We start from the raw sequence: 22,525 nt of genomic DNA on the forward strand, positions 1-22,525 counted from the left end.
AGAGGGGACAGATGTCCGTTAACAATAGCAAATAACGGCCGTTGGCGTGCGGCCGGGCGCGATCGTGTCACGGCGACGGCGATCCGGCTTGTGAAATGCCGCCAGCCGTGATGATCGGTGGCGCGTTGAGGCGGGAAGGCCGCTTTCCGGGTAAGATAGGCCCCTCTCCGCAGGTGCAGTTCCCATGTCCGTCAACCCGGTGCCTTCCCTTTGGCGTCATCGTTCCTTTGCCGCCTTCTGGTGGTCGCGGATGTTCTCGATCATCGCCTTCCAGATTCAGGCAGTGGCCATCGGCTGGCAGGTGTATGCGTTGACGCGCGATCCTTGGGATCTGGGCATGGTCGGGCTGGCGCAGTTCCTGCCCATCCTGCTGCTGACGCTGCCGGGCGGCCATGTTGCCGATCACCATGACCGCCGCCGCATCATGATGCTGGGGCAGGCGGCTTACGCCGGATTGCTGGCGGTGCTGGCTGTGGGCAGCGGGCAGCATTGGCTGGACCGCAACGGTTTGCTGGTGCTGGCGTTCCTGATCGGCGCGGTGCGCGCCTTCGAGTTTCCGGCAGCGTCGGCCATGCTGCCGTCGCTGGTGCCGTCCGCGCAGCTGGTGCCCGCGCTCAGCCTGACCGGGTCGGCGCGGCAGGCGGCGTTCATTGCCGGTCCGGCGCTGGGCGGCGGCCTGTACGCACTGGGGGCGGAAGTGACCTATGCGGTTGCTGCTGGTCTGTTCCTGCTGGCGCTGGCCGCTGCGGCGCTGATCCGGCCGTCGACGCCCGTACGACCGCGCGAGCCGGTGACCTGGGCGACGGTGCTGGCGGGCATCACCTATATTCGCGGCAACCGGGTGTTGCTGGGCGCCATTTCCCTAGACCTGTTCGCGGTGCTGCTGGGCGGCGCCACGGCGCTGCTGCCGGTGTATGCGCGCGAAATCCTGATGACCGGGCCACTGGGGCTGGGCCTATTGCGCGCCGCGCCCGCCGTTGGGGCCTTGCTGATGTCCTTCGTGCTGGCGCGCTGGCCGGTGGAGCGCCATACCGGCCGCATCATGTTTGCCTCGGTGGCGTTGTTCGGCGCGGCGACGATGGTCTTTGCCGTGTCGACGGTGATGTGGCTGTCGTTGGCGTCGTTGCTGGTGCTGGGCGCGGCGGACATGGTCAGCGTGGTGGTGCGTTCGGCGCTGGTGCAGCTGGAAACCCCGGAGGACATGCGCGGCCGGGTGGGGGCGGTGAACTGGCTGTTCATCGGCACGTCCAACCAGTTGGGCGAGTTTGAGTCCGGCGTGACGGCGTCATGGTTCGGTGCGTCGCGGGCGGTGTTGCTGGGCGGCGCGGGAACCTTGCTGGTCTGCGCGTTGTGGATGCGCTGGTTCCCGCAGCTGTTGCGGCGGGACCGGATGGGGGAACCCTGACCCCTGTACTGGTTTTTTCACCGGGACTGCGTTAAAACAGTCACAGAATCCCAATACCTGAAAATCCGCCTCCCATGATCCCCAACGCCCGCATTCCGGCCCTGATTGCCATTACCCTTGCCGAATGGGGGCTGGAGCACGGCCTCTCCGGAGAGGCGATGGCCGCCGCGCTGGGGGTGGACAGCCTGGAAGCCTTGCAGGACGAGGAGTTGCGCCTCAGTCCGGCGGATTATGAGTCGCTGCTGGCGCTGGTGTATCGCGAGTCGAGTCGCGAGGATCTGGGCCTGGCCATCGGCTCGCGGCTGACCGTCTCCAGTTACGGCGTGCTCGGCCACGCCATGCTCAGCGCCGCCACGGCGGGCGAGGCCATCCGCATCGGCCTGGACTATTACCGCCTCACCAGCGCCTTCATGACGCTGGATGCCGAAACCACCCCCGAAGCCCTGATCATGACCGCGCGGCTGGACTATCCGCTGCCGCACCTGCAGCGCTTTGCCCCGGAGGAGCAGATGGTGGGTGTTACCGCCGTCGCCCGCGACCTGCTGGGCAGCAATTTCAGCCCGCTGGCGATCGACTTCGCCATGCCGCCACCGCCTTATGCCGACCGCATGAAGGCCTGGTTCGCCTGTCCGGTGCGCTACAACCAGCCGGAAAACCGCTTCCTGATCGATTCACGGCTGCTGGATGTGTCGCTGCGCACCGCCAACGCCCTGACCGCCAAGCATTTGCTGAACCTGTGCGAAACCCTGCTGCAACAGGACCGCGCCGCCGCGCCGGGCGATCTGCTGCAGCGCGTCAACGCCGCCATCCGCGCCCGGGTGGGGCGGTGGCCCGCGATGGTGGAGGTGGCCGAGCAGCTGGGCATGTCCGAGCGCACCCTGCGCCGCCGCCTGCAGGAACTGGGCACCGACTACCAGCGCGAGATCGACGCTGTGCGCCACCAGCTGGCGCTGCAATTGCTGGAGAAGCCGGAAATCACCGTCGAGCAGATGGCCGCCGTGCTGGGCTACAGCGAAGCCGTCAGTTTCCGCCGCGCCTTCCAGCGCTGGACCGGCAAAACCCCGCAGGCCTGGCGGCAACAGGTTGCCTGAGACATTCAGCTTGGCCGCCAATATCCCCTGGAGTTGACCGTATCGGTTCTGGTTGACAAGGCCGCTTAATTCTATTCTGCTAGCGTGCAAAGAGGCTGTCAGCCCTGCATAAGAATAAACCCGCTAGCGAGCTTCCCCCATGATCCAGCGACTGGCCCTGTTGTGTGTCTTTTCCGCGTTATTGTCCGCCTGCGGCAGCAAGCCCGCCGGACTGGAACCCGTCACCCTGACCGATGCCCAAAACAAGCTGTTCGAGAACAGCTGCAAGAACTGCCATGTCCAGGCCGGCAACCCCGCGCCGCAGATGGGCGACCAGGCGGCCTGGGAGCCGCGTGTCGCCAAGGGGCTGGAGGCCCTGGTGAAAAACGCCATCACCGGCATTAACCAGATGCCCGCCGGCGGCATGTGCATCACCTGCACGCCGCAGGATTACGAAGCCCTTATCCGCCATATGGCCGCACCCGCCGTCCAGGGGAAATGACATGATCAACCGTCGCGAATTCATCGGCATCGGCGCTGCCGCCAGCGCCACCGTGCTGCTGCCCGGCTGCACCCGGACCTCCTACGCGCCCAATTACCCCTTGCAGGACGCCAACGGTCATCTGTTGTGGCAGAACTGGTCGGGCACCGAGCATGCGTATCCGGTCAATCGCGCCGCCCCGGCCACGGTCGACGAGCTGCGCAACCTGCTGGTCGCGGCCCCGGCGCCCATCCGTCCGGTCGGCGCCGGGCATTCGTTTACCGGCGTCTGCACTTCGGAAGGCACCCTGCTGAGCCTGGACAACCTGTCCGGTCTGGTCAGTCATGACGCCAAGGCCAATACCGCCACCGTCAAGGCGGGCACGCGCCTGCAGCAATTGGGGCAACTGCTGGCCGACATCAACCAGGACATGCTGAATATCCCCGACATCAACAAGCAGTCGCTGGCCGGAGCCATTTCCACCGGCACGCACGGCACCGGCATCCAGCTGCCTGCCATGCATGGCCGGGTGGAAAGCTTCCGCATCCTGACGCTGGCCGGGGAAGAAAAGAATTGCAGTCCCACCGAGAATGCCGACCTGTTTCACGCCGCGCTGGTGGGCATGGGCTCCTTCGGCATCATGACCGAATATACCCTGAAGAACTGGCCGTTGCAGCGCACCGAACGCCGGGTCGACATCGTGCCGCTGGACGAACTGTTGCGTGACTGGCAGTCGCTGTACCTGAACAACCGCAACGCCGAGTTTTTCTACATTCCGTTCACCGGCATCGCCGCCCGCATCCTGCATAACCAGACCACTGATGAACCGACGCCGCGCGGACCCGACAAGGACATGGACACCCTGATGGACCTGAAGAAGCTGCGCGACTACCTGTCGTGGTCGTCGTCGATGCGCCGCCGCGTGGCGGAAATGCTGGCGGGCAAGCACGGTTCCGAACGCGCCGTGGACTACAGCTGGAAGCTGATGGCGTCCGAGCGCTCGGTGCGCTTCAAGGAAATGGAATTCCACCTGCCGCTGGAAAACCAGCTGGCGGCGCTGAAGGAAGTGATCGCCACCATCGAGTCCAAGTGCCCGGACGTCTTCTTTCCCATCGAGGCGCGCGTCATCCAGCGCGACAGCAACGCCTGGCTGTCGCCGTTCTACGAGCGCGACAGCGGCTCCATCGCCGTGCATACCTACTACGAAGACAACCACCAGTACATGTTCGACCTGATCGAACCGATCTTCCGCAAGTACGGCGGCCGTCCGCACTGGGGCAAACTGCATTCGCTGGGCGCGGCGGACTTTGAAAAACTGTATCCGAAGTGGCAGGATGTGGCAGCATTACGCCGGGAAATGGATCCGCAGGGCAAACTGCTCAATCCCTTCCTGAAAAAAGTGTGGGGTGTCTGACCACGACTCCGCTCCGTCGGAACCGATAATAACAACTCCAAGATAAGGAACCCTGATGGCTATCCGTCGCAGAACCCTGATCGCCGGCGGCCTGGCCGGCACCGCCGCCTTGGCCTTTGGCGTCAAACCCGGTGACCGGGGCGGCTCCCACGATGATTATTCCCGTCAACTCAGCAAGGCCTTGCAGGTGGTCAACCTGGTGCGGCCGACCCTGGTGCTGGACTACGGCCGCTTCCTGGCCAATGCCGAGCAGGTGCGCAAGACGCTGATTGACGGTCCCGGCCGACTGCCCGCGCGCATTGTCGTGAAGTCGCTGCCCGCCGTGGGCTTCATGAATGTGCTGATGCAGGTGCTGCAGACCCAGCGCCTGATGGTGTTCAACATGCCGATGCTGGATACCGTCCTGCGCAATTACCCGGATGCCGACATCCTGTTCGGCAAGCCGATGCCGGTGGCTGCCGTTCGCCAGTGGCTGTACACCGAGAGCAACCGCGACCAGCTGCGCAACATCCAGTGGCTGGTGGATACGCCGGTGCGGCTGCAGGAATTCGTGGAACTGGCGAACACCCTCAAGAAGACCCTGCGCGTCAGCCTGGAAATTGATGTCGGCCTGCATCGCGGCGGCTTCGCCACGCCCAAGGCGGTGAAGGAGGCCGTGGCCTTCGCCAAGGAAAACCCGCATATCGAAATCAGCGGCCTGATGGGCTATGACGCCCACGTTGGCAAGATGCCGACCCTGTTCGACATGCAGGAAGATGCCTGGAACGCCTGCCAGCAGATGTACAAGGACTGCGTGCAGGTGCTGCGCGACAGCGGCCTGACCCCGGAAAAAATGACGCTGAACTCCGGCGGCAGCCTGACCTATCCCCGGCACGCGCTCTATACCGCCGCCAACGACATTTCGCTGGGGTCGGCTTTTGTCATGCCTTCCGATTTCGAAAAGCCGTCGCTGAAGGCCCACAAGCCCGCCTGCTTCATCGCCACGCCGGTGCTGAAGCATGTGGACCCGGCGCTGATGCCCGGTCTGGAGTGGGCTGACGGCCTGCGCCGCTGGTGGGATCCCAATACCGAGCAGGGATTCTTCATCCACGGCGGTCATTGGCTGGCCGACCCGGTATCGCCGCCCGGTCTGTCGCTGAGCGGCCTCTATGGCCAGTCCAGCAACCAGGAGTTGTACCTGGGCTCGTCCACGATGTCGTTGCAGCCCGATGACTACGTGTTCTTCCGCCCGCGCCAGAGCGAGGCCGTGTTCCTGCAATTCGGCGACATTGCGGTCTACAACGCGGAAAAGGGCCGCATTGAAGCTTCCTGGCCGGTGTTTCCGGTCTCGGCCTGACGATATTCCCGCCAGGCAAGCGACGGTCGGGCCGGATGGTCTTGCAGTCGCGCGGCGGCGGGGATACGCTGGTTCCAGACGCCCTTGAGGGCGCATTCCCGATCCGAACGGAGCTTTACTCATGCTGACCCTGGAAATGCTGGACGAGCTGCACGTACTGACACTGTTCAACCCCGATAACGGCCAGGAAGGCATCAAGGTGCACCACAGCGCCGAACCCGCCACCATCAGCGCCTGCCGCCGCCTGCATGCCCGCGGCATGGTCACCCTGCCGGACGGCGGCTATCTGACGCCGCTGGGCGTCCAGACGCTGGAGCACGCCCAAAGCCTCATGTCCCTCCTGTCCTCAGCCGTCAATACGAACTAGCCATTTCACGCCAAAATGTGACGCATTTCTCATTTTACGTTCCGCCGAACTATAATGGGGCTGAAAGCTCCAGGGTGGAGCGGGGCATGAGGGATGCGGCATGGGCATTGACGCGCTGGTATTTTGCGACTGTCTGGAGAAAGGCTGCCTGCGCCGCCCGCCGCGACCCGAGTGGCAGGTTTATGTGCAGGAAGACGGGTGTCGCGAATGTGCTTCCACCGAACCGCGTTTGCTGGCCGCTTTCGGCAACTGGCATGAAACCGCCTGTGCCCATGATTACGGTATCCTGATCCACCGCCGCCTGGACTTGCCGGCGACATCGCCGTTCCGGCAGGCGCTGGCCGACGCGGGCGACCGCCTGGGGTTGGTGCGACGACTGTTGTGCAGCGGCGATCACGATTCCGGTTGCCTGGACATGCCCTTGGTCGGGCGTCTGGCTGAAGAGTTGAAGTGGCTGAGGCAAAGCCTGCCGGCCCATCCCGCCGCCGAGGCCGGATCGTTGTTGCAACGGCTGGAAGAACTGGCCGCCACGGCATTGGCGGTCAGCAAACCGTTGGTGTTCTAACCTTTCCGGGTGGTCGTCATCAGCGTCAGGTACGCCCGCTCCACGGCTTCGTTCACCGCTTCGTTCACCGCTTCGGTCAAGAATATCCCGCGTGTCCGCGCCTCATGGTCCTGCCCGCAATGCGGACAGAAATAGGATTCCCGACGTGGTGTCAATGGCATGGCCCCTCCGATCTCCCGGCGATCGAAGACTCTCTGGCATACCGGGTTAGCGCAACATTCAAGCATTCAGGCAATTCCGACGGGATAGGGGCATCACTTCGCCATGACTGCATGACGAATGATTCGTATTCTATCTTATCGGTCGCCGTATTCACACAAGGCTTAGGATGCGCCCGTGTGGTGTTTTTGCAGTCAGGACGACACCACCTCGTAGCCTTCGTCTTCAACCAGCGCCCGGATCTGTCCCTTGTCCAGGCTGCGGCTGTCCACGGTCACCTTGCGTTGTTCCAGGTTCACCATCACCTTGGCCAGCGGATCGGCGCCGGTCACGGCCTGGGTAATCGCGTTCACACAATGCTGGCAGCTCATCCCGTCTACGGTCAGGGTTGTCATTGTCGGCATGATCATCTCCGGATCTGTTGAAATATCAGTCTCCGCCAGCCCGCCTTCCGCGTCAAGCCTGTGAGCTTGCGCACAATACGTTCTCTTGGCATCAAACCGTCAATGAACTGTCAGCATTCCGTCATCTGCGCTGCCTAGCCTGCCTGCATACCCTTTCACCCGGCACGGGATGTGTTCCGGAAACAACTTTGCCAGGAGAAATCATGTCCGCCTTGCGCGCATTTGCGGTGCCGCTGCCCGCTTTCCACCCCGATGACACCATCAACGCCGTTGCCGAACGTTTCCTGCAACCCGATCTGGCCAAGGCCTTGTCCCTGGCGGTGGTCGATGCGGAGGGTGTTCCCGTCGGCATGATCAGCCGTCACCAGCTCAACGACATCTTCATGAAGAAATTCGGCCGCGACCTGTTCGGCGCGCGGCCGGTGCGTGACTTCATGCGTACCGAGATACTGGCTGTCGACGCTGACCGACCCTTGGCCGAAGCCGCCGCCTTCATTACGGCCCACATGCAGTTCCCCCTCAGCGAGGATTTCATCCTGACTGAAAACGGCCGCTATCTGGGCATGGGCGCGGTGCTGCACCTGCTGGGCGCCATGGAACAACAGATGAGCCGCAACGTCGCCGATCTCAATCGCGCCTACAGCCAGCTGGCGTCCTCGCAGGCGCAACTGGTGCAAAGCGAGAAAATGGCGGCGCTGGGACAAATGGTGGCCGGGGTGGCGCACGAGATCAACACGCCGCTGGGCTACGTCAACAACAACATCGAGATGGTGCGCGAGTTCGTGGCGCAGATGCAGTTGATCCTGCAAGGGCATGAACTGCTGGCCTCGACCTTGCTGTCGCCCACCGCTACGGACGTGGATATCGCCGAGTGCCTCGCCAGCATCGACGACATGAAGGCGGGGCTGGATTTCTCGCAATGGTTCGCCGACCTGGACCAGCTGTTCAACGACACCTTCTATGGCGTGGAACAGATCAGCGAACTGGTCACCGGCCTCAAGGACTTCAGCCGCCTCGACCAGGCGCCCACCGACAATGTCTCGCTGAACGAATGCGTGGAAAGCGCGCTGCTGATTGCACGCAACACCCTGAAATACAAGGTGGAAGTGCTGAAGCGGCTGGAAGATCTGCCGAAGATCCGCTGCGCCGCCTCGCAGATCAACCAGGTGTTGCTGAACCTGTTCACCAATGCCGCGCAGGCCATCCGCGACACCGGCTACCTGCTGATCAAGACCTGGACCGACGACCGCTGGGTTTATGTCTCGGTGCAGGACACCGGTTGCGGCATTCCCCGCGAAAGCCTGCGCCGCATCTTTGATCCCTTCTACACCACCAAGCCGGTGGGCGAGGGCACCGGGCTGGGGTTGTCGATCAGTTTCAAGATCATCCAGCAGCACGGCGGCGCCATCCGCGTCGCTTCCGAGGTCGGCAAGGGCACCCGTTTCGTGGTGTCGCTGCCGCGTACCGAGCCTGTTTCCCTGTCCGCCGTTGCCTGAGGATTACCGCCATGACGATCGTGAGTTCCAAAGCCAAGGTTTTGTTGGTGGATGATGAAGAACGCATCCTGCGCACGCTGGGCATGCTGCTGCGCATGCACTATGACGTGATCGCCACCACCGACGGCCACGAGGCGCTGCGCATCCTGCAACGCGAGCGCATTCATTTGCTGATCTCCGACCAGCGTATGCCGATCATGACCGGCACGCAGCTGCTGCGGCAGGCCAAGCAGGTGTCGCCGAACACCATGCGCATCCTCCTGACCGGCTATGCCGATGTCGATGCCGCCGTCGATGCCGTCAACGAAGGCGAGATTTTTCGCTACATCAACAAGCCGTGGGGGCCGAAGGAGCTGCGCGATACTATCGGCGAGGCGGTGGGTATCGCGCTGAAGCTGGAGCAGGCGCAGGTGGTGAAGGCGGCGCTGGATGCGCCGAAAGTGGGCCTGACCTGCCTGGTGCTGGACGAGGATGTCGAGGTGTTTGAAGCGGTGAAGGAGTTGCTGGGCGACCGTCATCAGGTGGTGTGGCGCACCACCATGGCCAGCGCGCTGACGTTGCTGGCCACGCATCAGGTGGCCATCCTGGTCAGCGAGCTGCAACTGGCCGACGGCGACGCCTCGGTGATGATCAAGACGCTGAAGCAGGAATATCCCGAGCTGCAGACCATTGTCCACACCTCGTTCAAGGACACCATGCGCGTGGCCTCGCTGATCAATCAGGCGCAGGTGTACCGCTATCTGCCGAAACCGCTGCGCAAGGGCCTGCTGGGCAAAAGCCTGGAGTCCACCATCGACCGCTATCGCCAGTTGCAGACCATGCCGGTGTTGCGGGAAGCCGTGACGGTGGCGAAGACGGAGAACGTGGAGGAGAAGGCGGCCAGCAACCGGATCGCCGATTATCTGCGCCGCCTGCGGGTGAAGGGCATGGGCATGATGGCGGGCAGCCCCGCCTGAGCGCTCAGCACGGGCATTTGCCCGTGCCCTTGCCGCCATAGCGCGCCAGCATGCGGCCGCGCACAAAGGCCTCGCGGCTCAGCGGCGTCAGTTCCGGGTGCTTGTCGCGCATGTGTTGCAGGTAACGGTCGTAATCCGGCACGCCCACCATCAGCGCGCCGCCTTCCCGCAACTTCCGCCATGCCTCGCGCAGGTGCATCACGAGGCCTCCGCGCGCAGCGCCACTTCCTTCGCGGTCGGCTGCGGATTGCGCAGCGCCTTCAGCATGGCGCGCAAGGCAAAGAGCAGCATCGACAGCACCACGCCCAGAAACACTACGCAGAGCGCCGCATTGATGTAGTCGTTCATGATCACCTGCTGCATCTGGTCCAGGCTCTTGGCCGGGGGCAGCACCTCGCCCTTGGCCAGCGCGGCGCTGAACTTGTCGGCGTGCGCCAGGAAGCCGATCTTCGGATTCGCATGGAACAGCTTCTGCCAGCCGGCGGTCAGGGTGATGGTCAGCACCATCACGGCGGGCAACAGCGTCACCCAGACATAGCGCTCGCGCTTCATTTTCACCAGCACCGTGCTGGCCAGCAGCAGGGCGATGGCCGCCAGCATCTGGTTGGCGATGCCGAACAGCGGCCACAGCGTGTTGATGCCGCCCAGCGGGTCGATGACGCCCTGATAGAGGAACCAGCCCCAGCCGCCCACGCACAGCGCCGTCGCCGCCAGATTGGCCGTCCACGAGTCGGTATGGCCCAGCGGCTTCCAGGCCGCGCCCAGCAGGTCCTGGATCATGAAGCGGCCGACGCGCGTGCCCGCGTCGATGGTGGTGAGGATGAACAGCGCCTCGAAGAGGATGGCGAAGTGGTACCAGAAGGCCATCATCGCCGGGCCGCCGATGACGCTGGAGAGGATGTGCGCCATGCCCACCGCCAGCGTCGGCGCGCCGCCCGCGCGGGAGAGGATGCTGCTTTCACCGATGTCCTTGGCGGTCTGCGCCAGCATTTCCGGCGTCACCACGAAGCCCCAGGCGGAAATGGTCTGGGCCGCGCTTTCAACGGTAGTGCCGATCAGCGCGGGCGGCGAGTTCAGCGCGAAATACAGCCCCGGTTCCAGCACGCAGGCGGCGATCATGGCGCTGATAGCGACGAAGGACTCGGTCAGCATCGCGCCGTAGCCGATGAAGCGCATGTGCGATTCGCGCTCCAGCATCTTCGGCGTGGTGCCCGAGGCCACCAGCGCGTGGAAGCCCGACACCGCGCCGCAGGCCAGCGTCACGAACAGGAAGGGGAAGAGGTTGCCCGCGAACACCGGGCCGCTGCCGTCAATGAACGGCGTCAATGCCGGCATCTTCAGCTCCGGCATCACCACGAAAATGCCCAGCGCCAGCCCGACGATGGTGCCGATCTTGAGGAAGGTGCTGAGGTAATCGCGCGGGGCCAGCAGAAGCCACACCGGCAGCACCGAGGCCACAAAACCGTAGCCGATCAGGCACAGCGCCAGCGTCTCACCCTTCAGCGTGAACAGCGGCCCCAGCACCGGGTCCGCCGCCACGCGGCCGCCCTGCACGATCGACAGCATCAGCAGCACAAAGCCGATCACCGAGGTTTCGCCAATGCGGCCGGGCCGGATGTAGCGCATGTACACGCCCATGAACAGCGCGATGGGGATGGTGGCGGCAATGGTGAACGTGCCCCACGGCGAATGCGCCAGCGCCTTCACCACCACCAGCGCCAGTACCGCCAGCAGGATCACCATGATCGCCAGGATGCCGACCCCGGCGATGGCGCCGGGGATCGGCCCCAGTTCCGAACGGATCATGTCGCCCAGCGAGCGCGCATCGCGGCGCGTGGAAAAGCAGAGGATGACGAAGTCCTGCACCGCGCCCGCCAGCACCACCCCGGCCAGGATCCAAAGCGTGCCCGGCAGATAGCCCATCTGCGCCGCCAGCACCGGCCCGATCAGCGGCCCGGCCCCGGCAACGGCCGCGAAGTGATGGCCGAACAGCACCCACTTGTCGGTGGGCACGAAGTCGAGACCGTCATTGCGGGCATGCGCCGGGGTGATGCGGCGGTCGTCCAGTTGCAGCACGGTATTGGCGATGAAGCGGCTGTAATAACGGTAGGCGATCAGGTAGACGGAGAGGGCGGCGATCATCAGCCAGACGGCGTTGACGGTTTCTCCCCGGTTCAGCGCCAGCACGGCCAGGGCGCCGGCGCCGGCCAGCGCGATCAGGCTCCAGAGGGCGGTCTGCTTCAGGTTGTTCATGTTGTTTTCCGGTTGGTCGGGTTCCTGTCCCGGTCAGGGCGAAAGACCGGGTTGACTGGTCGGGAATAGTACCGGGCAGGCCGGGACAGGAACAGGGCTTGCGACGGGCTTTATCGGGAAAGGAGGACGAAAAGCAGGGGCGGCGTCAGCGCCAGGACGGCCGCCAGCACATAGCCGCGCGGCCCGGCGTTGAAGCTTTTCAGCAACAGGACCGCCACCGCCAGGCTGATCAGGAAGGAGAACCCCGCTACCGCCAGACCGGCGTAACCGTCCACGAAGCTGACATCCCCGCGCTTGTTCTTAAGCGAGATGCCGCCGTCCAGCAGCGCCAGCCAGCCGAAGCCCTGGAAGAACACCGTCATCAGCAGGGTGATGAAGCGCTCGGCGGTCGGGTCGGCGTTCCGGTCAGACGGCGGCATTGGCGCGGGCCCGGTGCAGCTTGGTGTAGTTGTCCACCAGCCGCTGGTGCCGGTCCATTCCTTCCAGTTTCATACTGGTGGGGGTCAGGCCGTGGAAGCGGACGCTGCCGTCCACCGAGCCCAGCACCGCGTCCATGCGCTCGTTGCCGAACATGCGCCGGAAATTGGCCTCGTAATCTGCCAGCTCCATCTCGTCGTCCAGCACCACTTCCAGCACCACGTCCATGCACTGGTAGAACAGGCCGCGCTCGACGGTGTTAGTGTTGTATTGCAGGAAGGTTTCCACCAGCTCCTTGGCGTCTTCCAGTTGCTGCAGCGCCAGATGGATCAGCAGTTTCAGCTCCAGCACCGTCAGCTGGCCCCACACCGAGTTATCGTCGAACTCGATACCGATCAGCGTGACGATATCGGTGTAGTTGTCCAGCTCGCATTCTTCCAACCTTTCCAACAGCGCTTCCAGCGCCGCGTCGTCCAGCCGGTGCAGGTTCAGGATATCGGCGCGGAATTGCAGGGCGATGTTGGTGTTGTCCCAGACCAGGTCTTCCACCGGATAGATTTCCGAATAGCCCGGCACCAGGATGCGGCAGCCCGGCGCGCCCAGATGGGTGTAGACCGCCATGTACACTTCCTTGCCCAGTTCTTCGAGAATGCCGAACAGCGTCGCCGCCTCGTCGGCATTGGAATTTTCGCCATGGCCGGAGAAATCCCATTCCACGAATTCGTAATCCGCCTTGGCGCTGAAGAAACGCCAGGACACCAGTCCGCTGGAGTCGATGAAGTGCTCCACAAAGTTGTTCGGTTCGGTGACGGCATTGCTGTTGAAGGTGGGGCGGGGCAGGTCGTTCAGGCCTTCAAAGCTGCGGCCTTGCAGCAACTCGGTCAGGCTGCGCTCCAGCGCCACCTCAAAACTGGGATGCGCGCCGAAGGAGGCGAATACGCCGCCGGTGCGCGGATTCATCAGCGTCACGCACATCACCGGGTATTGCCCGCCCAGCGAGGCATCCTTCACCAGCACCGGAAAGCCCTGTTCCTCCAGGCCCTGGATACCGGCGAGGATGGCGGGATACTTCGCCAGCACGTCCATCGGTACATCCGGCAACGCTATCTCGCCTTCCAGGATCTCGCGCTTCACCGCCCGCTCGAAGATTTCCGACAGGCACTGCACCTGCGCTTCCTCCAGCGTGTTGCCCGCGCTCATGCCGTTGCTGAGGAACAGGTTTTCAATCAGGTTGGACGGGAAATAGACCGTTTGCCCATCCGACTGGCGCACGAAGGGCAGCGAGCAAATGCCGCGCGCCGTGTTGCCGGAATTGGTGTCGTACAGGTGCGTGCCCAGCAGTTCGCCGTCCGGGTTGTAGATCTCCAGGCAGTAGTCATCCAGGATTTCCTTGGGCAGCTTGCCTTTGCGGCCGGGCTTGAACCACTTCTCGTCCGGGTAATGCACGAAATCGGCATTGGCGATGTCCTCGCCCCAGAACTGGCCGTGGTAGAAGAAATTGCAGTTCAGCCGCTCGATGAACTCGCCCAGCGCCGAAGCCAGCGCGCTTTCCTTGGTGGCGCCCTTGCCGTTGGTGAAGCACATGGGCGAATGGGCGTCGCGGATATGCAGCGACCACACATTCGGCACGATGTTGCGCCATGAGGCGATCTCGATCTTCATGCCCAGCCCGGCCATGATTGCCGACATGTTGGCGATGGTTTCTTCCAGCGGCAGGTCCTTGCCGGGAATGCGGGTTCGGGTTCCCGAGTCCGCGCCGGGCATCAGCAGCGCCTGCGCGTCGGCGTCGATGCTTTCCACCGCCTCGATCACGAATTCCGGCCCGGTCTGCACTACCTTCTTGACAGTGCAGCGGTCGATGGAGCGCAGGATGCCCTGGCGGTCCTTGTCGGACATGTCGGCGGGCAGTTCCACCTGGATCTTGAAGATCTGGTTGTAGCGGTTTTCCGGGTCGACGATGTTGTTCTGCGACAGGCGGATGTTGTCGGTGGAAATGTTCCGGGTCTGGCAGTACAGCTTGACGAAGTAGGCGGCGCACAGCGCGGACGAGGCCAGGAAGTAGTCGAAGGGGCCGGGGGCCGAGCCGTCGCCCTTGTAGCGGATGGGCTGGTCGGCCACCACGGTGAAGTCGTCGAATTTGGCTTCAAGCCGCAGCTTGTCGAGAAAGTTGACCTTGATTTCCATGCGCGTACCTGACTGAAAGCGTGAATGGGGCCGTACCCGGATGGCGGTGCGGGAGCCGGAAGCAAAACACCGTCAACGGTGCGGCTTGGGGGTGGGGTTTGCCGGTGGCTGCATCTGTTCGAGCGAGCGTCCGGCCTTGGCGGGGAAGTTTACCGGAATGACGGGCGGATTTCGTTTCATTTGTCGATTTCGACCTGTCCGGAGAACCGGCGAATCAGTGCGATTTCCTCCGGCGCGATGCCCAGGGACTCCAGAAAGTCCTGATGCGCCTCGGGTGAGACCTTCTCGAATTCCTGATGCCATTTTTTCATGTCCGCTTCATCGAGTCCGGTGGAGGCGAGTAAGGAAATCCATTGCTCCTTCGTCATGGAACGGCTTTTCCGCAGCACTTCCGTGTCGCCCAGCAATCGGGCGATGACGTGTTGCTGCTGTCGGAGTCTGGCGATTTCGCGGTTGATCTGCTGCAGGTGGCGTTCCAGCACCAGGGGAGCCGAGGCGTCATCGGCCTGCAACAGCCGGGCGATCAGCTCCAGCCCCAGTCCCGCCTCGCGGTAAGTCACGATTCGGTCCAGTCGTTGCACATCGGCTTCGGCATACAGGCGGTAGCCGGCCTCGCTGCGCGCCGAGGGCGAAAGCAGGCCGATGGTGTCGTAGTAAAGCAGCGCGCTGCGCGACAGCCCGAAGCGTTTTCCCAGTTGTCCCACGGTATACATGTTGAGGTTGCCTCGGTAGTGGAAGCTCGGCCGGGGAGGGGCAGGCTTCCCGGGGTGTTTCAACCGGCTTGCGAGAACTGCCTGACGGTCAGGATTTCCTCGGCGGGCAAGCCGATCCATTCCAGGAACGATTGATGCTGATCCGGATAGCGGCGTTCAAATTCGCGATGCCAGGTGTGCATCATGGCGTCGCTGAGGCCGGTGGCCTGAAACAGTTCTATCCATTGTTGCTTGGTCATGCGGGCGGTGCTCATGCGATTGCTCCTCAAGGTTGGGTGACTGACGGCGGCATGCTGTCAGATTTTCACTTTGGAGTATCAAGCCGTAGACAGGTCAAGCGGGTTCGGGGACTTGGGTCTGTTTTCATTATTCTGAGCAGGATGACGCTCAGCCCTCCGGCGTATGTTGTTCGGCTAAGTTTGTAGCCGGGTAGCGTTCCCAATGCTGATGATGCCCGGAATGAATCGCTTGTCGGCTGAAACGGTCTTTTGGCGCTTTCGAACTCCCTATCCAATTCTCTCGTTGGCGAGCGGGAGTATGCCATCGTGAACATGTATGGCTGCCCGAAGGTAGGTTTCAACGTATGACGAAAATTGCCACGGTTCGATCATTAGCAGCGCGATCGTGAGGTCGCCTTTCTGGACACGACTCTTCGCCGTTTCCGTCATCCGCGGCGCCGCCAGCAAAGAACCTTTATGGAACATGATTCCTGGAATCGCTACCGAAGGCGGCCTGCCGACACGGACCAACATTTCACCCGTAAGATGGTGGTCTATAGTCCGGTCTGAGGTGTCGTTTCGAGCGCCGGGAGTAGCCTTTCCCACATAAATGACGTCACCTTCAGGATAGGTTGCGATGACATAGACACCGAACGCCGAACGAACTTCGGGGGCCGAGACCGATTGTGCGCCATGAAGGGTCATAGGCCAATTAGTCAGCCATTTCTTAATGGGTTCCTCAGGCATGGAGACGTTGAGGCGGAATGCTCCCTGCAGCCCGCACACAGCATTTTCAAGGTTGGTTATGATTTTAACGGCGTCTCCGATCTTCACACTTTATCTCCCCAGACGAACATGCTTACGACATCCCCTGAATACAATTTACTCCTCCAACTCAGGAAGCTCCCATGAATCAACCTTGAAGGTTGCCAAGCACCTCAGTCCCGAGGGGACGGGCGGGGAGGTGACCTCCGCTGAACTATCAGTGCTTAACGCTGCCTTGCGAAAGCGGCGACACACGCCTTGTCGGCCTCATCAGTATCAAACTGATTTCCCGCCGGGGAATTCCGGTGATCGTAATATTTCACGCCTTTATGGGTCTTGTTGACGACAAAGTGTCCGCTGCGTATTTCGTCCGAATGCGCATCGCCCCAACTCTCTCCTGCCTGATAGCCCAGATACTCATAGTGCGTGCGACATCCGTTCGAATAGCTGGCAATTCCCCACCATCGGGACTCGCCTCCGGTCTCAGGCAATAACATATCCTTCACTTCAAGCCTGCCGTTAACCAATTGTGCGCCGGGATAATCCTGGCCATAAGGAACATTGCCCCCAACTGATAAATCACCGCTGCCATTCACCGGCTCTCCGGCAACGCAAGGACCGGTCCAGCGCACCTCCGGTTGGTAGTCCGGAGTGTCTTCGCTATCGTAGAGATAGACATGGCAACCCCCCGCCAGATTGAACCGACGTGCAAACTGTCTTGGCTGGCCTGACTCCTCGGCAATTACATCGCCATGCCACGCGCTCAGTGCATCGGCAGCTTCCGAAGTGTGCGCCGCTTCGCTCTTGGTGTCGGCCACCTGAGACGGCGTGCCCACCACAGCGACGTTGTCCTTGCCCGTATCGGGTTGCGTCTCCTTTTGCAGGAGATCAGCCGCTTGCGGCTCGGGGGACTTGCCGGCCAGCCACTGGGCACGCCAGCCCTTCACCTTTTCGGCATAACCGGTCACCTGCGGCACGCACTCGGCCTCAAAGAACGAGAGATTGTCCGGCTGCTTGCCGGGGTTTGCCTTGATCTCCTGATCCAGCTTTTCGTAGAGCTTCTGACATTCCGCGACAGACAGCAGGTATTGTCCCGGCGCGGTCGCACTCTCTTTCGCTTGGGCGCCGCTGAATACCCATTGCCCGCCCTGTTGCTTCCAGCCCAGGCGCTCCGCAGCGCTAAAGGCCTGCACCGGGGCATATTCCGGTAACCAGTAGAGAATGTCGGCGTTACTGTTCAGGTTTTCGACCTCGCCGGTCAGCTGGTTGAGCTGCTTTTCGCGGTAATTCATGCAGGCCTGCTCGGTGCAATCGCTCTGCAACGCGGCCGCCGTGCTGCTGTCGAGTGCGGCAACGCGATCACGCTCACTGGTCGCGGAAATCTTGGCCATGCGGGGCGTCGATGCACTGGCCGTGCGCTTGGTCTGCACCAGAGCCTCTTCCACCTGCGCTTCCGTCAGCGGCTGGCCTTCCTTGGCCCCAAGGTTGGAGAGAAAGCTCTCGGCCGCCTGACAGCCTTGAAATTGTTCGTATGCCAACCGGCAGGGCAGAAAGCCCTTGCAGTAGCCGGTAAGCCATACGTCTTTTCCCATGGCCTCGACCGGGTCAGACGACGTATCGCTACCGCAAAGGGCGTCAGCGTGTACCGGGCTGCCCATCAACAGAACAGCGGGCAAGGCGAGCTTCAACAGTTGTTTGAACATGGTCAAATCCCCAGGCTCTTTTTCCGGTAGTCAGAAAATACGGTTTCCCAAACGGCATCGTATTGGTCTTTGGCAGGGAGACTGATCCAGCTTTCAACATACTTGGGAGACTTGGTCGACTTCAGCACGCTGGCCTGGGTGGGGTCGTCATCGCGTACGCCATCCGTCACGGCAATGGTTTCCGACCATGTTCTCTCCGCTGATCCGATCACGACGTTGCCCGTGCCGGTGTCGTAGATGGCGTACGGAATCTTGACCGACTGCTTCAGCGCCACGGTCTTGGCCGAATAGGCGTATGGCGTCATCACGGGCTCCTCGATGATCTGGGGCGTGTTTTGCAGCGCCTGTCTGGCATTGCTGAGCCTGTTGGCGGCGGTTGCCGCCGAGGTCGCCAGAATCATCGCGGACACCATGTTCTGATTGTTGCCGGCGTTATTCACCATCTGCGTGATCTGGGCATCCTGACTTTCGGCTTCGCGCAACTCCGCCTGCGCCTGCGCATAGTCGGGGTTCGCTATTCGACGTGTACCGGATTGGTACTGCGAGTTGACTTGCCGCTTGTTGCTTTCGTTGCTTTCAACGCGGATGGCCTGCGGTCGCAGAAAGACCACCAGGGCGTATTTGCTGGCGGCCCCGGTGGCAATGAAAGCCTCGGGCGTTTGCTCCGCCTCAAGCAGTTGGTAATCAACCTTGGCGGGCGGAGCAACCACATACTCACTGACATCGCTCTTGGCGGGGGGCCATGCAGCCAGCAGCACGCGGTCGTTATTGGCGGCCGACGGCCAGCCTTCCTTGGCAAGCCGTTCGCGGATCAACCGCTTGACCAGGTAGGAGCGTGCGCCGGACTCGCGCAAGCGGCTGTCGACATATAATTCGGCGAGCTTCGGGGCAAGTCCCAACGCCGGGATCAGCGTCTTTCCATAAGCCTTTTTGAAGCGCGCAAGCTGCTCGGGACTGGCTTTGGCAAGCTGCTCCTCAATGCGTGCGGCGAACCGGGGTTCGTTGACCCACTTGACCGCCACCGGGTATAGCGCAGGAAACGGGGGATCGGTGAACAACCCGTATTCAAGCAGGCTTTGCGATGCCTCCGATTGCAGTGCCTGCGTCTTGCGCTCGACCGAGGCCTTGAGCGATGCCAAGCCGCTGGTCATGAGCGGCCCCGGCGCGGAGAGTCCCCCGATGCCGGAGATGGCGATCCGCGCCTGTTCGAAACTTTTCCGGAATTGCTGCCAGCGCGGCATCCAGCCGGTTTCGGCCTCGGCGATCATCAGGCTGACACTGGCCTCGCTCAATTGCCTGCCATAGCGTTGGTCGCGCTCGGCCATCACGCTGTCAACAAACTTCCGCTTCTCGTCCTTGAGGTTGGCGAAGTAGGGTGTTTCCTTGGCATAAAGGGCGGCGGCATCTTCCGTTTTGCCCGCCTTGACGAGTTCTTCAAAGTTGTCGAACCGTGAACTGAAAATACCGCCTTGTGTGGGGAGTGCGGTAAAGACGGTCAGCAGTGCGACGACCTTGATGAATCTGTTCATGCCCATTTCCTCCATTTTTGAGATTCTCCGGGCGATCGGGGAGGCGAAGTCCGGGTTCAGTCTGCACGGCGTAGATCTCAACGGCAAGACGGTGCTGCGTAAAATTCTCGGCGGGAACATGTGCCTGTCGTGAAGCCTGGCTGTCGCCTAGCAAGACCGGTGATAGACAGGCAGTCCAATGTCGTTTGGCGTGACGCGTTCGGGGAGTCGGGTTGATGTGAGATATGGATTATGAATGCATAAATTGCCGGTCTGTCGACCGGCGGCTGGACGAATCCGGCCAGGGCTTTACCGTGACGAAGCAGGGTTGACGGGGAGGTTCCTTATACAGTTTTTCGATCAATCATGTAGTAGATTACTTCGCATGATTAAAGTACTCAGATATAGATATTTTCGTAAGCGATTTGCTCTGAATAAGAGGAAGGAGGAGTTGCTGACGCTCACGTTCAATTATTTCTGAGAGAATTGTTAAGTTGTTCTTGTAGTAGGAAATTTCATTCGCCAAGAGGAGGCAGAGTATTTTTTTCTTTTCTGAATCTTTAAGAGCAAAAGAGCATAGGTAATTAAGAACGTTGAGAGACCTTGCCTCGCGCTCTAATAAGCTGTGCTCGATTGCATATAATGGCTCCAGCTGAGAGCACCTCGTTTTAAGGTATCCGAGACTATGTTGTCGATCATGTACTTCGGCTGCCTCAGATGGATTATTCTTCAGGGCATCTTTAATTGTCACCCATTTCTCCCGCCTTTCATCTGATAAAGCGTCATATTCCTCAATGAACTGCAGAAATACGCTAAACTCTCTTTCATGGTGTGCACTTCTTACTTGCCATAGAAAAACGACGGCAGCAATTAGTGCGCCAATCGAGGTGGCTACGTTTGCCACAAATTGCCAGTCTAGAGATGATAATTGCATTTTGTTGCGTACCTTTATTTTGGATCAAACAAATGAAATGCCCAACCTAACCCCGGGGCTCCCATGAGCCAAACCGAAAGTTGCAAGACTATAATTGACGAAGAGCTGGTTTTGTCAATATATGTCAAAGGTTGGAATGTAAGTTCGGTTCTTCTTTGCAACCTCTGTCAGTTCATTTAATAGTTCAACATACTGATGTCGAGTATGTAATTGGCTCGCCCGTGAGGAGTAAATAATTCTCTGCTCGGGCGTTATATAGGGTGCAACTATTCGCTGAAGTTGCTCAAGATGGTTAGCTGCGCGATTAATATAGATTAGCCTTGCGCCTTGAACCATTAGGAATATAAAAAGAGCAATTCCGATCAAGAGTAATTTCTGGCTGCGTATTAGCCCTATTGTCCAGGAATTTTTTCGCTCCTTCATGTTGGGACCAATCAAAGTTACCATTACTACAGATATAGGTATCCAAGCGACTATGCCAATAAGGATAGAAAATGTTCTTTCTGCTGCCCGTTCGTAATTGCCTCGAGCGATCTCTTCGTATATTGCATCTCGTAAGCCGGTAAGACCCAGCGTACCAATATCCAACAGCACTTTCCCGAGCCAGTAAAGGCCAGGCTTGAATGCTACTTCCCAAAGCCCTGACCCTAACGCGCCGATGACTAGCGTGCCGAGCAACCAAAGAAGTGATTTTACGAAATTGGAGTTTGTCATTTGTGTCATCGCAAATTTTGAATTCGGCACGCAATCGCGTGGCTCAGTTTCGTTGGAGTATGTATACGTGCGCCCATGTTAGTGCTAAAGTTATGATTTAAATGAAAATTAAATTATCATGGAAAGAAAGTTCCAGCAACTTCACCCCTTGCTTCGCCTAACCTCAAGTTGTTACAAGCAGTTGCCTCGCACATGCCTGCTCACAGCCAACACCGCTCCAGCCAAACTCTCTGTTTAACCCAGCATCAGCATATGTAGCCCCCCTTAGACAGAACTACCCTCGAAAGGACCCGACCCATGCCCACCGCCAAACTCACCCCCACCCTCCGCGCCGACTACCTCCGCCTGTTCCAGACCTGCCGCATCACCCCCGGCAGCCTCGCCACCGTCACCCCCATCGCCCAACGCATTGCCGCCAACCGCGACCGCTACCGGCAAATCGGCGACCCGCTGGGCATCCCTTGGTGCTTCATCGGCCTGGTCCATTACCGCGAAGGCAGCCTCGACTTCGGCAAGCACCTGCACAACGGTGACCCGCTCAGCGCCCGCACCGTCCACATTCCCGCCGGACGCCCGCTGAAAGGCAAGCCCCCGTTCAGCTTCGAGGACAGCGCCCGCGACGCCCTGATCCTGCAAAAGCTGGAAAAGTACAAGGACTGGACGCTGCCCGGCATGCTCTGGCAACTGGAGGCCTACAACGGCTTCGGCTATCGCCTGTATCACCCGGAAGTGCTCAGTCCCTACCTGTGGGGCCAGTCCAACCACTACACGCGCGGCGGTTATGCGGCGGACGGCGTCTGGTCGCCGGGCTACGTCAACCGCCAGCTGGGCACGGCGGTGCTTCTGCGACGACTGGCGGAACTGGGTGCGGTGGAATTCGCGGCGGACGGGACACTCAACGATGCCGCTGCCGACAAGCCGGTATCGGTCTGGGCGCGTTATGACAGTGTGAAGTTCGACCCCACCCACGCCAACCCGCTGGCGAAAGAACTGCAACAGCAGCTCAACCGCGTGGCGGGCATCCATTTGCTGGAGGACGGCAAGGCGGGGGAGAAGACCTCGACCGCGTTCTGGCGGGTGACGGGGCGGTATTTGAAGGGGGATGCGAGGGGCTGATTACTTCGCCTTCGCAAAAAAACCTTCCAGCGCCGCCCGCATGTCTTCATTCAGGTAGCAAGTCAGGTACTTGCCCTGACGTTCCACCCGGATCAGCCGGGCGTTGACCAGTTCCTTGACGTGGTGCGATACCGTCGGCGCGCCCACGTTCAGTTTGGTCATCAGTTCGGTCAGGCCGCAGCAGCGCTCGCAGGCGGGGCCGGATTCCACCACGGTCTGGCGTTGTTGCAGCAGTTCCAGGTACATCTGCAAGCGGTTCGGGTTGGACAAGGCCTTGAAGGCTTGTGACAGGTCGTGGACGGAAGTCATGGCGTTTGGGCCGGAGTTAATTCGATGATTATAAAAGT

Annotated in this window: 25 protein-coding genes; 11 read left to right on the top strand and 14 right to left on the bottom strand. The window is 61.0% G+C overall.

The window, feature by feature from the left end; all coding sequences use genetic code 11:
* Positions 1–184 precede the first annotated feature (184 nt).
* From EV700_RS15470 to EV700_RS15500, 7 genes are all read left to right on the top strand, one after another.
* On the top strand, positions 185–1,405 hold the full coding sequence (locus EV700_RS15470; protein ID WP_130415463.1) for an MFS transporter: 1,221 nt from the start codon (positions 185–187) through the stop codon (positions 1,403–1,405).
* A 74-nt stretch (positions 1,406–1,479) separates the two neighbouring features.
* Positions 1,480–2,496 (top strand): AraC family transcriptional regulator, encoded by a 1,017-nt coding sequence (locus tag EV700_RS15475; protein ID WP_130415465.1) that lies wholly within the window; start codon positions 1,480–1,482, stop codon positions 2,494–2,496.
* A gap of 139 nt (positions 2,497–2,635) precedes the next feature.
* A complete protein-coding gene (locus EV700_RS15480; protein WP_130415467.1) occupies positions 2,636–2,977 on the top strand; it encodes a c-type cytochrome in 342 nt (113 codons plus the stop codon).
* A 1-nt stretch (position 2,978) separates the two neighbouring features.
* The gene (locus EV700_RS15485; RefSeq protein WP_130415469.1) at positions 2,979–4,370 is read left to right on the top strand and encodes a D-arabinono-1,4-lactone oxidase; all 1,392 of its coding nucleotides are present in this window, start codon (positions 2,979–2,981) and stop codon (positions 4,368–4,370) included.
* Positions 4,371–4,425: 55 nt separating this feature from the next.
* Positions 4,426–5,706: an alanine racemase gene (locus EV700_RS15490; RefSeq protein WP_130415471.1), complete on the top strand. Its 1,281-nt coding sequence runs from the start codon at positions 4,426–4,428 to the stop codon at positions 5,704–5,706.
* 121 nt (positions 5,707–5,827) lie between these two features.
* A complete protein-coding gene (locus EV700_RS15495) occupies positions 5,828–6,073 on the top strand; it encodes a TIGR02647 family protein (RefSeq protein ID WP_130415473.1) in 246 nt (81 codons plus the stop codon).
* Positions 6,074–6,173: 100 nt separating this feature from the next.
* On the top strand, positions 6,174–6,638 hold the full coding sequence (locus tag EV700_RS15500) for a hypothetical protein (protein WP_130415475.1): 465 nt from the start codon (positions 6,174–6,176) through the stop codon (positions 6,636–6,638).
* Here the strand turns inward: EV700_RS15500 and EV700_RS16890 are convergent.
* Both EV700_RS16890 and EV700_RS15505 read right to left on the bottom strand, forming a co-directional pair.
* Positions 6,635–6,799 (bottom strand): hypothetical protein, encoded by a 165-nt coding sequence (locus EV700_RS16890; protein WP_165391517.1) that lies wholly within the window; start codon positions 6,797–6,799, stop codon positions 6,635–6,637. The two genes, EV700_RS15500 and EV700_RS16890, sit on opposite strands and share 4 nt — an antisense overlap.
* A 192-nt stretch (positions 6,800–6,991) precedes the next feature.
* Positions 6,992–7,201, bottom strand: coding sequence for a heavy-metal-associated domain-containing protein (locus EV700_RS15505; RefSeq protein WP_130415477.1), 210 nt, complete (start codon positions 7,199–7,201; stop codon positions 6,992–6,994).
* A 203-nt stretch (positions 7,202–7,404) separates the two neighbouring features.
* Here EV700_RS15505 and EV700_RS15510 point away from each other — a divergent pair, with 203 nt between their 5' ends.
* Both EV700_RS15510 and EV700_RS15515 read left to right on the top strand, forming a co-directional pair.
* Positions 7,405–8,697 carry a sensor histidine kinase gene (locus EV700_RS15510; protein WP_130415479.1) on the top strand — a complete coding sequence of 431 codons (1,293 nt, stop codon included), beginning with the start codon at positions 7,405–7,407 and terminating at the stop codon, positions 8,695–8,697.
* Positions 8,698–8,708: 11 nt separating this feature from the next.
* On the top strand, positions 8,709–9,653 hold the full coding sequence (locus tag EV700_RS15515; RefSeq protein ID WP_130415481.1) for a response regulator: 945 nt from the start codon (positions 8,709–8,711) through the stop codon (positions 9,651–9,653).
* Positions 9,654–9,657: 4 nt separating this feature from the next.
* Here the strand turns inward: EV700_RS15515 and EV700_RS15520 are convergent, their stop codons facing one another.
* The 9 genes from EV700_RS15520 to EV700_RS15560 all read right to left on the bottom strand — a co-directional run bounded on the left by EV700_RS15520 (position 9,658) and on the right by EV700_RS15560 (position 19,450).
* Positions 9,658–9,852 carry a YbdD/YjiX family protein gene (locus EV700_RS15520; RefSeq protein ID WP_130415640.1) on the bottom strand — a complete coding sequence of 65 codons (195 nt, stop codon included), beginning with the start codon at positions 9,850–9,852 and terminating at the stop codon, positions 9,658–9,660.
* Positions 9,852–11,906, bottom strand: coding sequence for a carbon starvation CstA family protein (locus EV700_RS15525; protein WP_130415483.1), 2,055 nt, complete (start codon positions 11,904–11,906; stop codon positions 9,852–9,854). The genes EV700_RS15520 and EV700_RS15525 overlap by 1 nt, the downstream gene beginning before the upstream one ends.
* Before the next feature lie 110 nt (positions 11,907–12,016).
* On the bottom strand, positions 12,017–12,325 hold the full coding sequence (locus EV700_RS15530) for a hypothetical protein (RefSeq protein ID WP_130415485.1): 309 nt from the start codon (positions 12,323–12,325) through the stop codon (positions 12,017–12,019).
* Entirely contained in the window at positions 12,312–14,507 is a 2,196-nt protein-coding gene (locus tag EV700_RS15535) for an OsmC domain/YcaO domain-containing protein (RefSeq protein ID WP_130415487.1), read from the bottom strand. Before EV700_RS15535 ends, EV700_RS15530 begins: the two co-directional genes overlap by 14 nt.
* Before the next feature lie 176 nt (positions 14,508–14,683).
* Entirely contained in the window at positions 14,684–15,220 is a 537-nt protein-coding gene (locus tag EV700_RS15540; protein WP_130415489.1) for a MerR family transcriptional regulator, read from the bottom strand.
* 59 nt (positions 15,221–15,279) lie between these two features.
* Positions 15,280–15,474, bottom strand: a complete 195-nt coding sequence (locus EV700_RS15545; RefSeq protein ID WP_130415491.1) for a MerR family transcriptional regulator — start codon at positions 15,472–15,474, stop codon at positions 15,280–15,282.
* A 252-nt stretch (positions 15,475–15,726) separates the two neighbouring features.
* Entirely contained in the window at positions 15,727–16,272 is a 546-nt protein-coding gene (locus EV700_RS15550) for a hypothetical protein (protein ID WP_130415493.1), read from the bottom strand.
* Positions 16,273–16,427: 155 nt separating this feature from the next.
* Positions 16,428–17,906 carry a hypothetical protein gene (locus tag EV700_RS15555; RefSeq protein ID WP_130415495.1) on the bottom strand — a complete coding sequence of 493 codons (1,479 nt, stop codon included), beginning with the start codon at positions 17,904–17,906 and terminating at the stop codon, positions 16,428–16,430.
* 2 nt (positions 17,907–17,908) lie between these two features.
* On the bottom strand, positions 17,909–19,450 hold the full coding sequence (locus EV700_RS15560; protein ID WP_130415497.1) for a hypothetical protein: 1,542 nt from the start codon (positions 19,448–19,450) through the stop codon (positions 17,909–17,911).
* Here EV700_RS15560 and EV700_RS17260 point away from each other — a divergent pair.
* On the top strand, positions 19,434–19,568 hold the full coding sequence (locus EV700_RS17260) for a hypothetical protein (RefSeq protein WP_278044921.1): 135 nt from the start codon (positions 19,434–19,436) through the stop codon (positions 19,566–19,568). The two genes, EV700_RS15560 and EV700_RS17260, sit on opposite strands and share 17 nt — an antisense overlap.
* 222 nt (positions 19,569–19,790) lie before the next feature.
* On the opposite strand, the gene EV700_RS15565 is transcribed toward EV700_RS17260, so the two are convergent.
* Positions 19,791–20,348: a hypothetical protein gene (locus tag EV700_RS15565; protein ID WP_130415499.1), complete on the bottom strand. Its 558-nt coding sequence runs from the start codon at positions 20,346–20,348 to the stop codon at positions 19,791–19,793.
* Between the two features lie 114 nt (positions 20,349–20,462).
* On the bottom strand, positions 20,463–21,062 hold the full coding sequence (locus EV700_RS15570) for a hypothetical protein (protein ID WP_130415501.1): 600 nt from the start codon (positions 21,060–21,062) through the stop codon (positions 20,463–20,465).
* A gap of 297 nt (positions 21,063–21,359) precedes the next feature.
* Between EV700_RS15570 and EV700_RS15575 the strand changes: the two genes are divergently transcribed.
* Positions 21,360–22,178 (top strand): hypothetical protein, encoded by an 819-nt coding sequence (locus EV700_RS15575; RefSeq protein WP_130415503.1) that lies wholly within the window; start codon positions 21,360–21,362, stop codon positions 22,176–22,178.
* Here the strand turns inward: EV700_RS15575 and EV700_RS15580 are convergent, their stop codons facing one another.
* Complete coding sequence (locus tag EV700_RS15580; protein WP_130415505.1) at positions 22,179–22,487, bottom strand: ArsR/SmtB family transcription factor; 309 nt, start codon at positions 22,485–22,487, stop codon at positions 22,179–22,181.
* Positions 22,488–22,525 lie beyond the last annotated feature (38 nt).

This window comes from Fluviicoccus keumensis, from assembly GCF_004217445.1.
GTDB classification, from domain to species: domain Bacteria; phylum Pseudomonadota; class Gammaproteobacteria; order Pseudomonadales; family Moraxellaceae; genus Fluviicoccus; species Fluviicoccus keumensis.

Excerpts from the sequence above, each read along its gene's own strand:
- EV700_RS15575 (WP_130415503.1), top strand. The coding sequence starts at position 21,360 with ATGCCCACCGCCAAACTCACCCCCACCCTCCGCGCCGACTACCTCCGC.
- EV700_RS15505 (WP_130415477.1), bottom strand. The coding sequence starts at position 7,201 with ATGCCGACAATGACAACCCTGACCGTAGACGGGATGAGCTGCCAGCAT.
- EV700_RS15480 (WP_130415467.1), top strand. The coding sequence starts at position 2,636 with ATGATCCAGCGACTGGCCCTGTTGTGTGTCTTTTCCGCGTTATTGTCC.
- EV700_RS15525 (WP_130415483.1), bottom strand. The coding sequence starts at position 11,906 with ATGAACAACCTGAAGCAGACCGCCCTCTGGAGCCTGATCGCGCTGGCC.
- EV700_RS15535 (WP_130415487.1), bottom strand. The coding sequence starts at position 14,507 with ATGGAAATCAAGGTCAACTTTCTCGACAAGCTGCGGCTTGAAGCCAAA.
- EV700_RS15515 (WP_130415481.1), top strand. The coding sequence starts at position 8,709 with ATGACGATCGTGAGTTCCAAAGCCAAGGTTTTGTTGGTGGATGATGAA.
- EV700_RS15485 (WP_130415469.1), top strand. The coding sequence starts at position 2,979 with ATGATCAACCGTCGCGAATTCATCGGCATCGGCGCTGCCGCCAGCGCC.
- EV700_RS15545 (WP_130415491.1), bottom strand. The coding sequence starts at position 15,474 with ATGAGCACCGCCCGCATGACCAAGCAACAATGGATAGAACTGTTTCAG.
- EV700_RS15520 (WP_130415640.1), bottom strand. The coding sequence starts at position 9,852 with ATGCACCTGCGCGAGGCATGGCGGAAGTTGCGGGAAGGCGGCGCGCTG.
- EV700_RS15500 (WP_130415475.1), top strand. The coding sequence starts at position 6,174 with ATGGGCATTGACGCGCTGGTATTTTGCGACTGTCTGGAGAAAGGCTGC.
- EV700_RS15570 (WP_130415501.1), bottom strand. The coding sequence starts at position 21,062 with ATGACAAACTCCAATTTCGTAAAATCACTTCTTTGGTTGCTCGGCACG.
- EV700_RS17260 (WP_278044921.1), top strand. The coding sequence starts at position 19,434 with ATGCCCATTTCCTCCATTTTTGAGATTCTCCGGGCGATCGGGGAGGCG.
- EV700_RS16890 (WP_165391517.1), bottom strand. The coding sequence starts at position 6,799 with ATGCCATTGACACCACGTCGGGAATCCTATTTCTGTCCGCATTGCGGG.
- EV700_RS15565 (WP_130415499.1), bottom strand. The coding sequence starts at position 20,348 with ATGCAATTATCATCTCTAGACTGGCAATTTGTGGCAAACGTAGCCACC.
- EV700_RS15580 (WP_130415505.1), bottom strand. The coding sequence starts at position 22,487 with ATGACTTCCGTCCACGACCTGTCACAAGCCTTCAAGGCCTTGTCCAAC.
- EV700_RS15530 (WP_130415485.1), bottom strand. The coding sequence starts at position 12,325 with ATGCCGCCGTCTGACCGGAACGCCGACCCGACCGCCGAGCGCTTCATC.
- EV700_RS15490 (WP_130415471.1), top strand. The coding sequence starts at position 4,426 with ATGGCTATCCGTCGCAGAACCCTGATCGCCGGCGGCCTGGCCGGCACC.
- EV700_RS15495 (WP_130415473.1), top strand. The coding sequence starts at position 5,828 with ATGCTGACCCTGGAAATGCTGGACGAGCTGCACGTACTGACACTGTTC.
- EV700_RS15540 (WP_130415489.1), bottom strand. The coding sequence starts at position 15,220 with ATGTATACCGTGGGACAACTGGGAAAACGCTTCGGGCTGTCGCGCAGC.
- EV700_RS15555 (WP_130415495.1), bottom strand. The coding sequence starts at position 17,906 with ATGTTCAAACAACTGTTGAAGCTCGCCTTGCCCGCTGTTCTGTTGATG.
- EV700_RS15510 (WP_130415479.1), top strand. The coding sequence starts at position 7,405 with ATGTCCGCCTTGCGCGCATTTGCGGTGCCGCTGCCCGCTTTCCACCCC.
- EV700_RS15475 (WP_130415465.1), top strand. The coding sequence starts at position 1,480 with ATGATCCCCAACGCCCGCATTCCGGCCCTGATTGCCATTACCCTTGCC.
- EV700_RS15560 (WP_130415497.1), bottom strand. The coding sequence starts at position 19,450 with ATGGAGGAAATGGGCATGAACAGATTCATCAAGGTCGTCGCACTGCTG.
- EV700_RS15470 (WP_130415463.1), top strand. The coding sequence starts at position 185 with ATGTCCGTCAACCCGGTGCCTTCCCTTTGGCGTCATCGTTCCTTTGCC.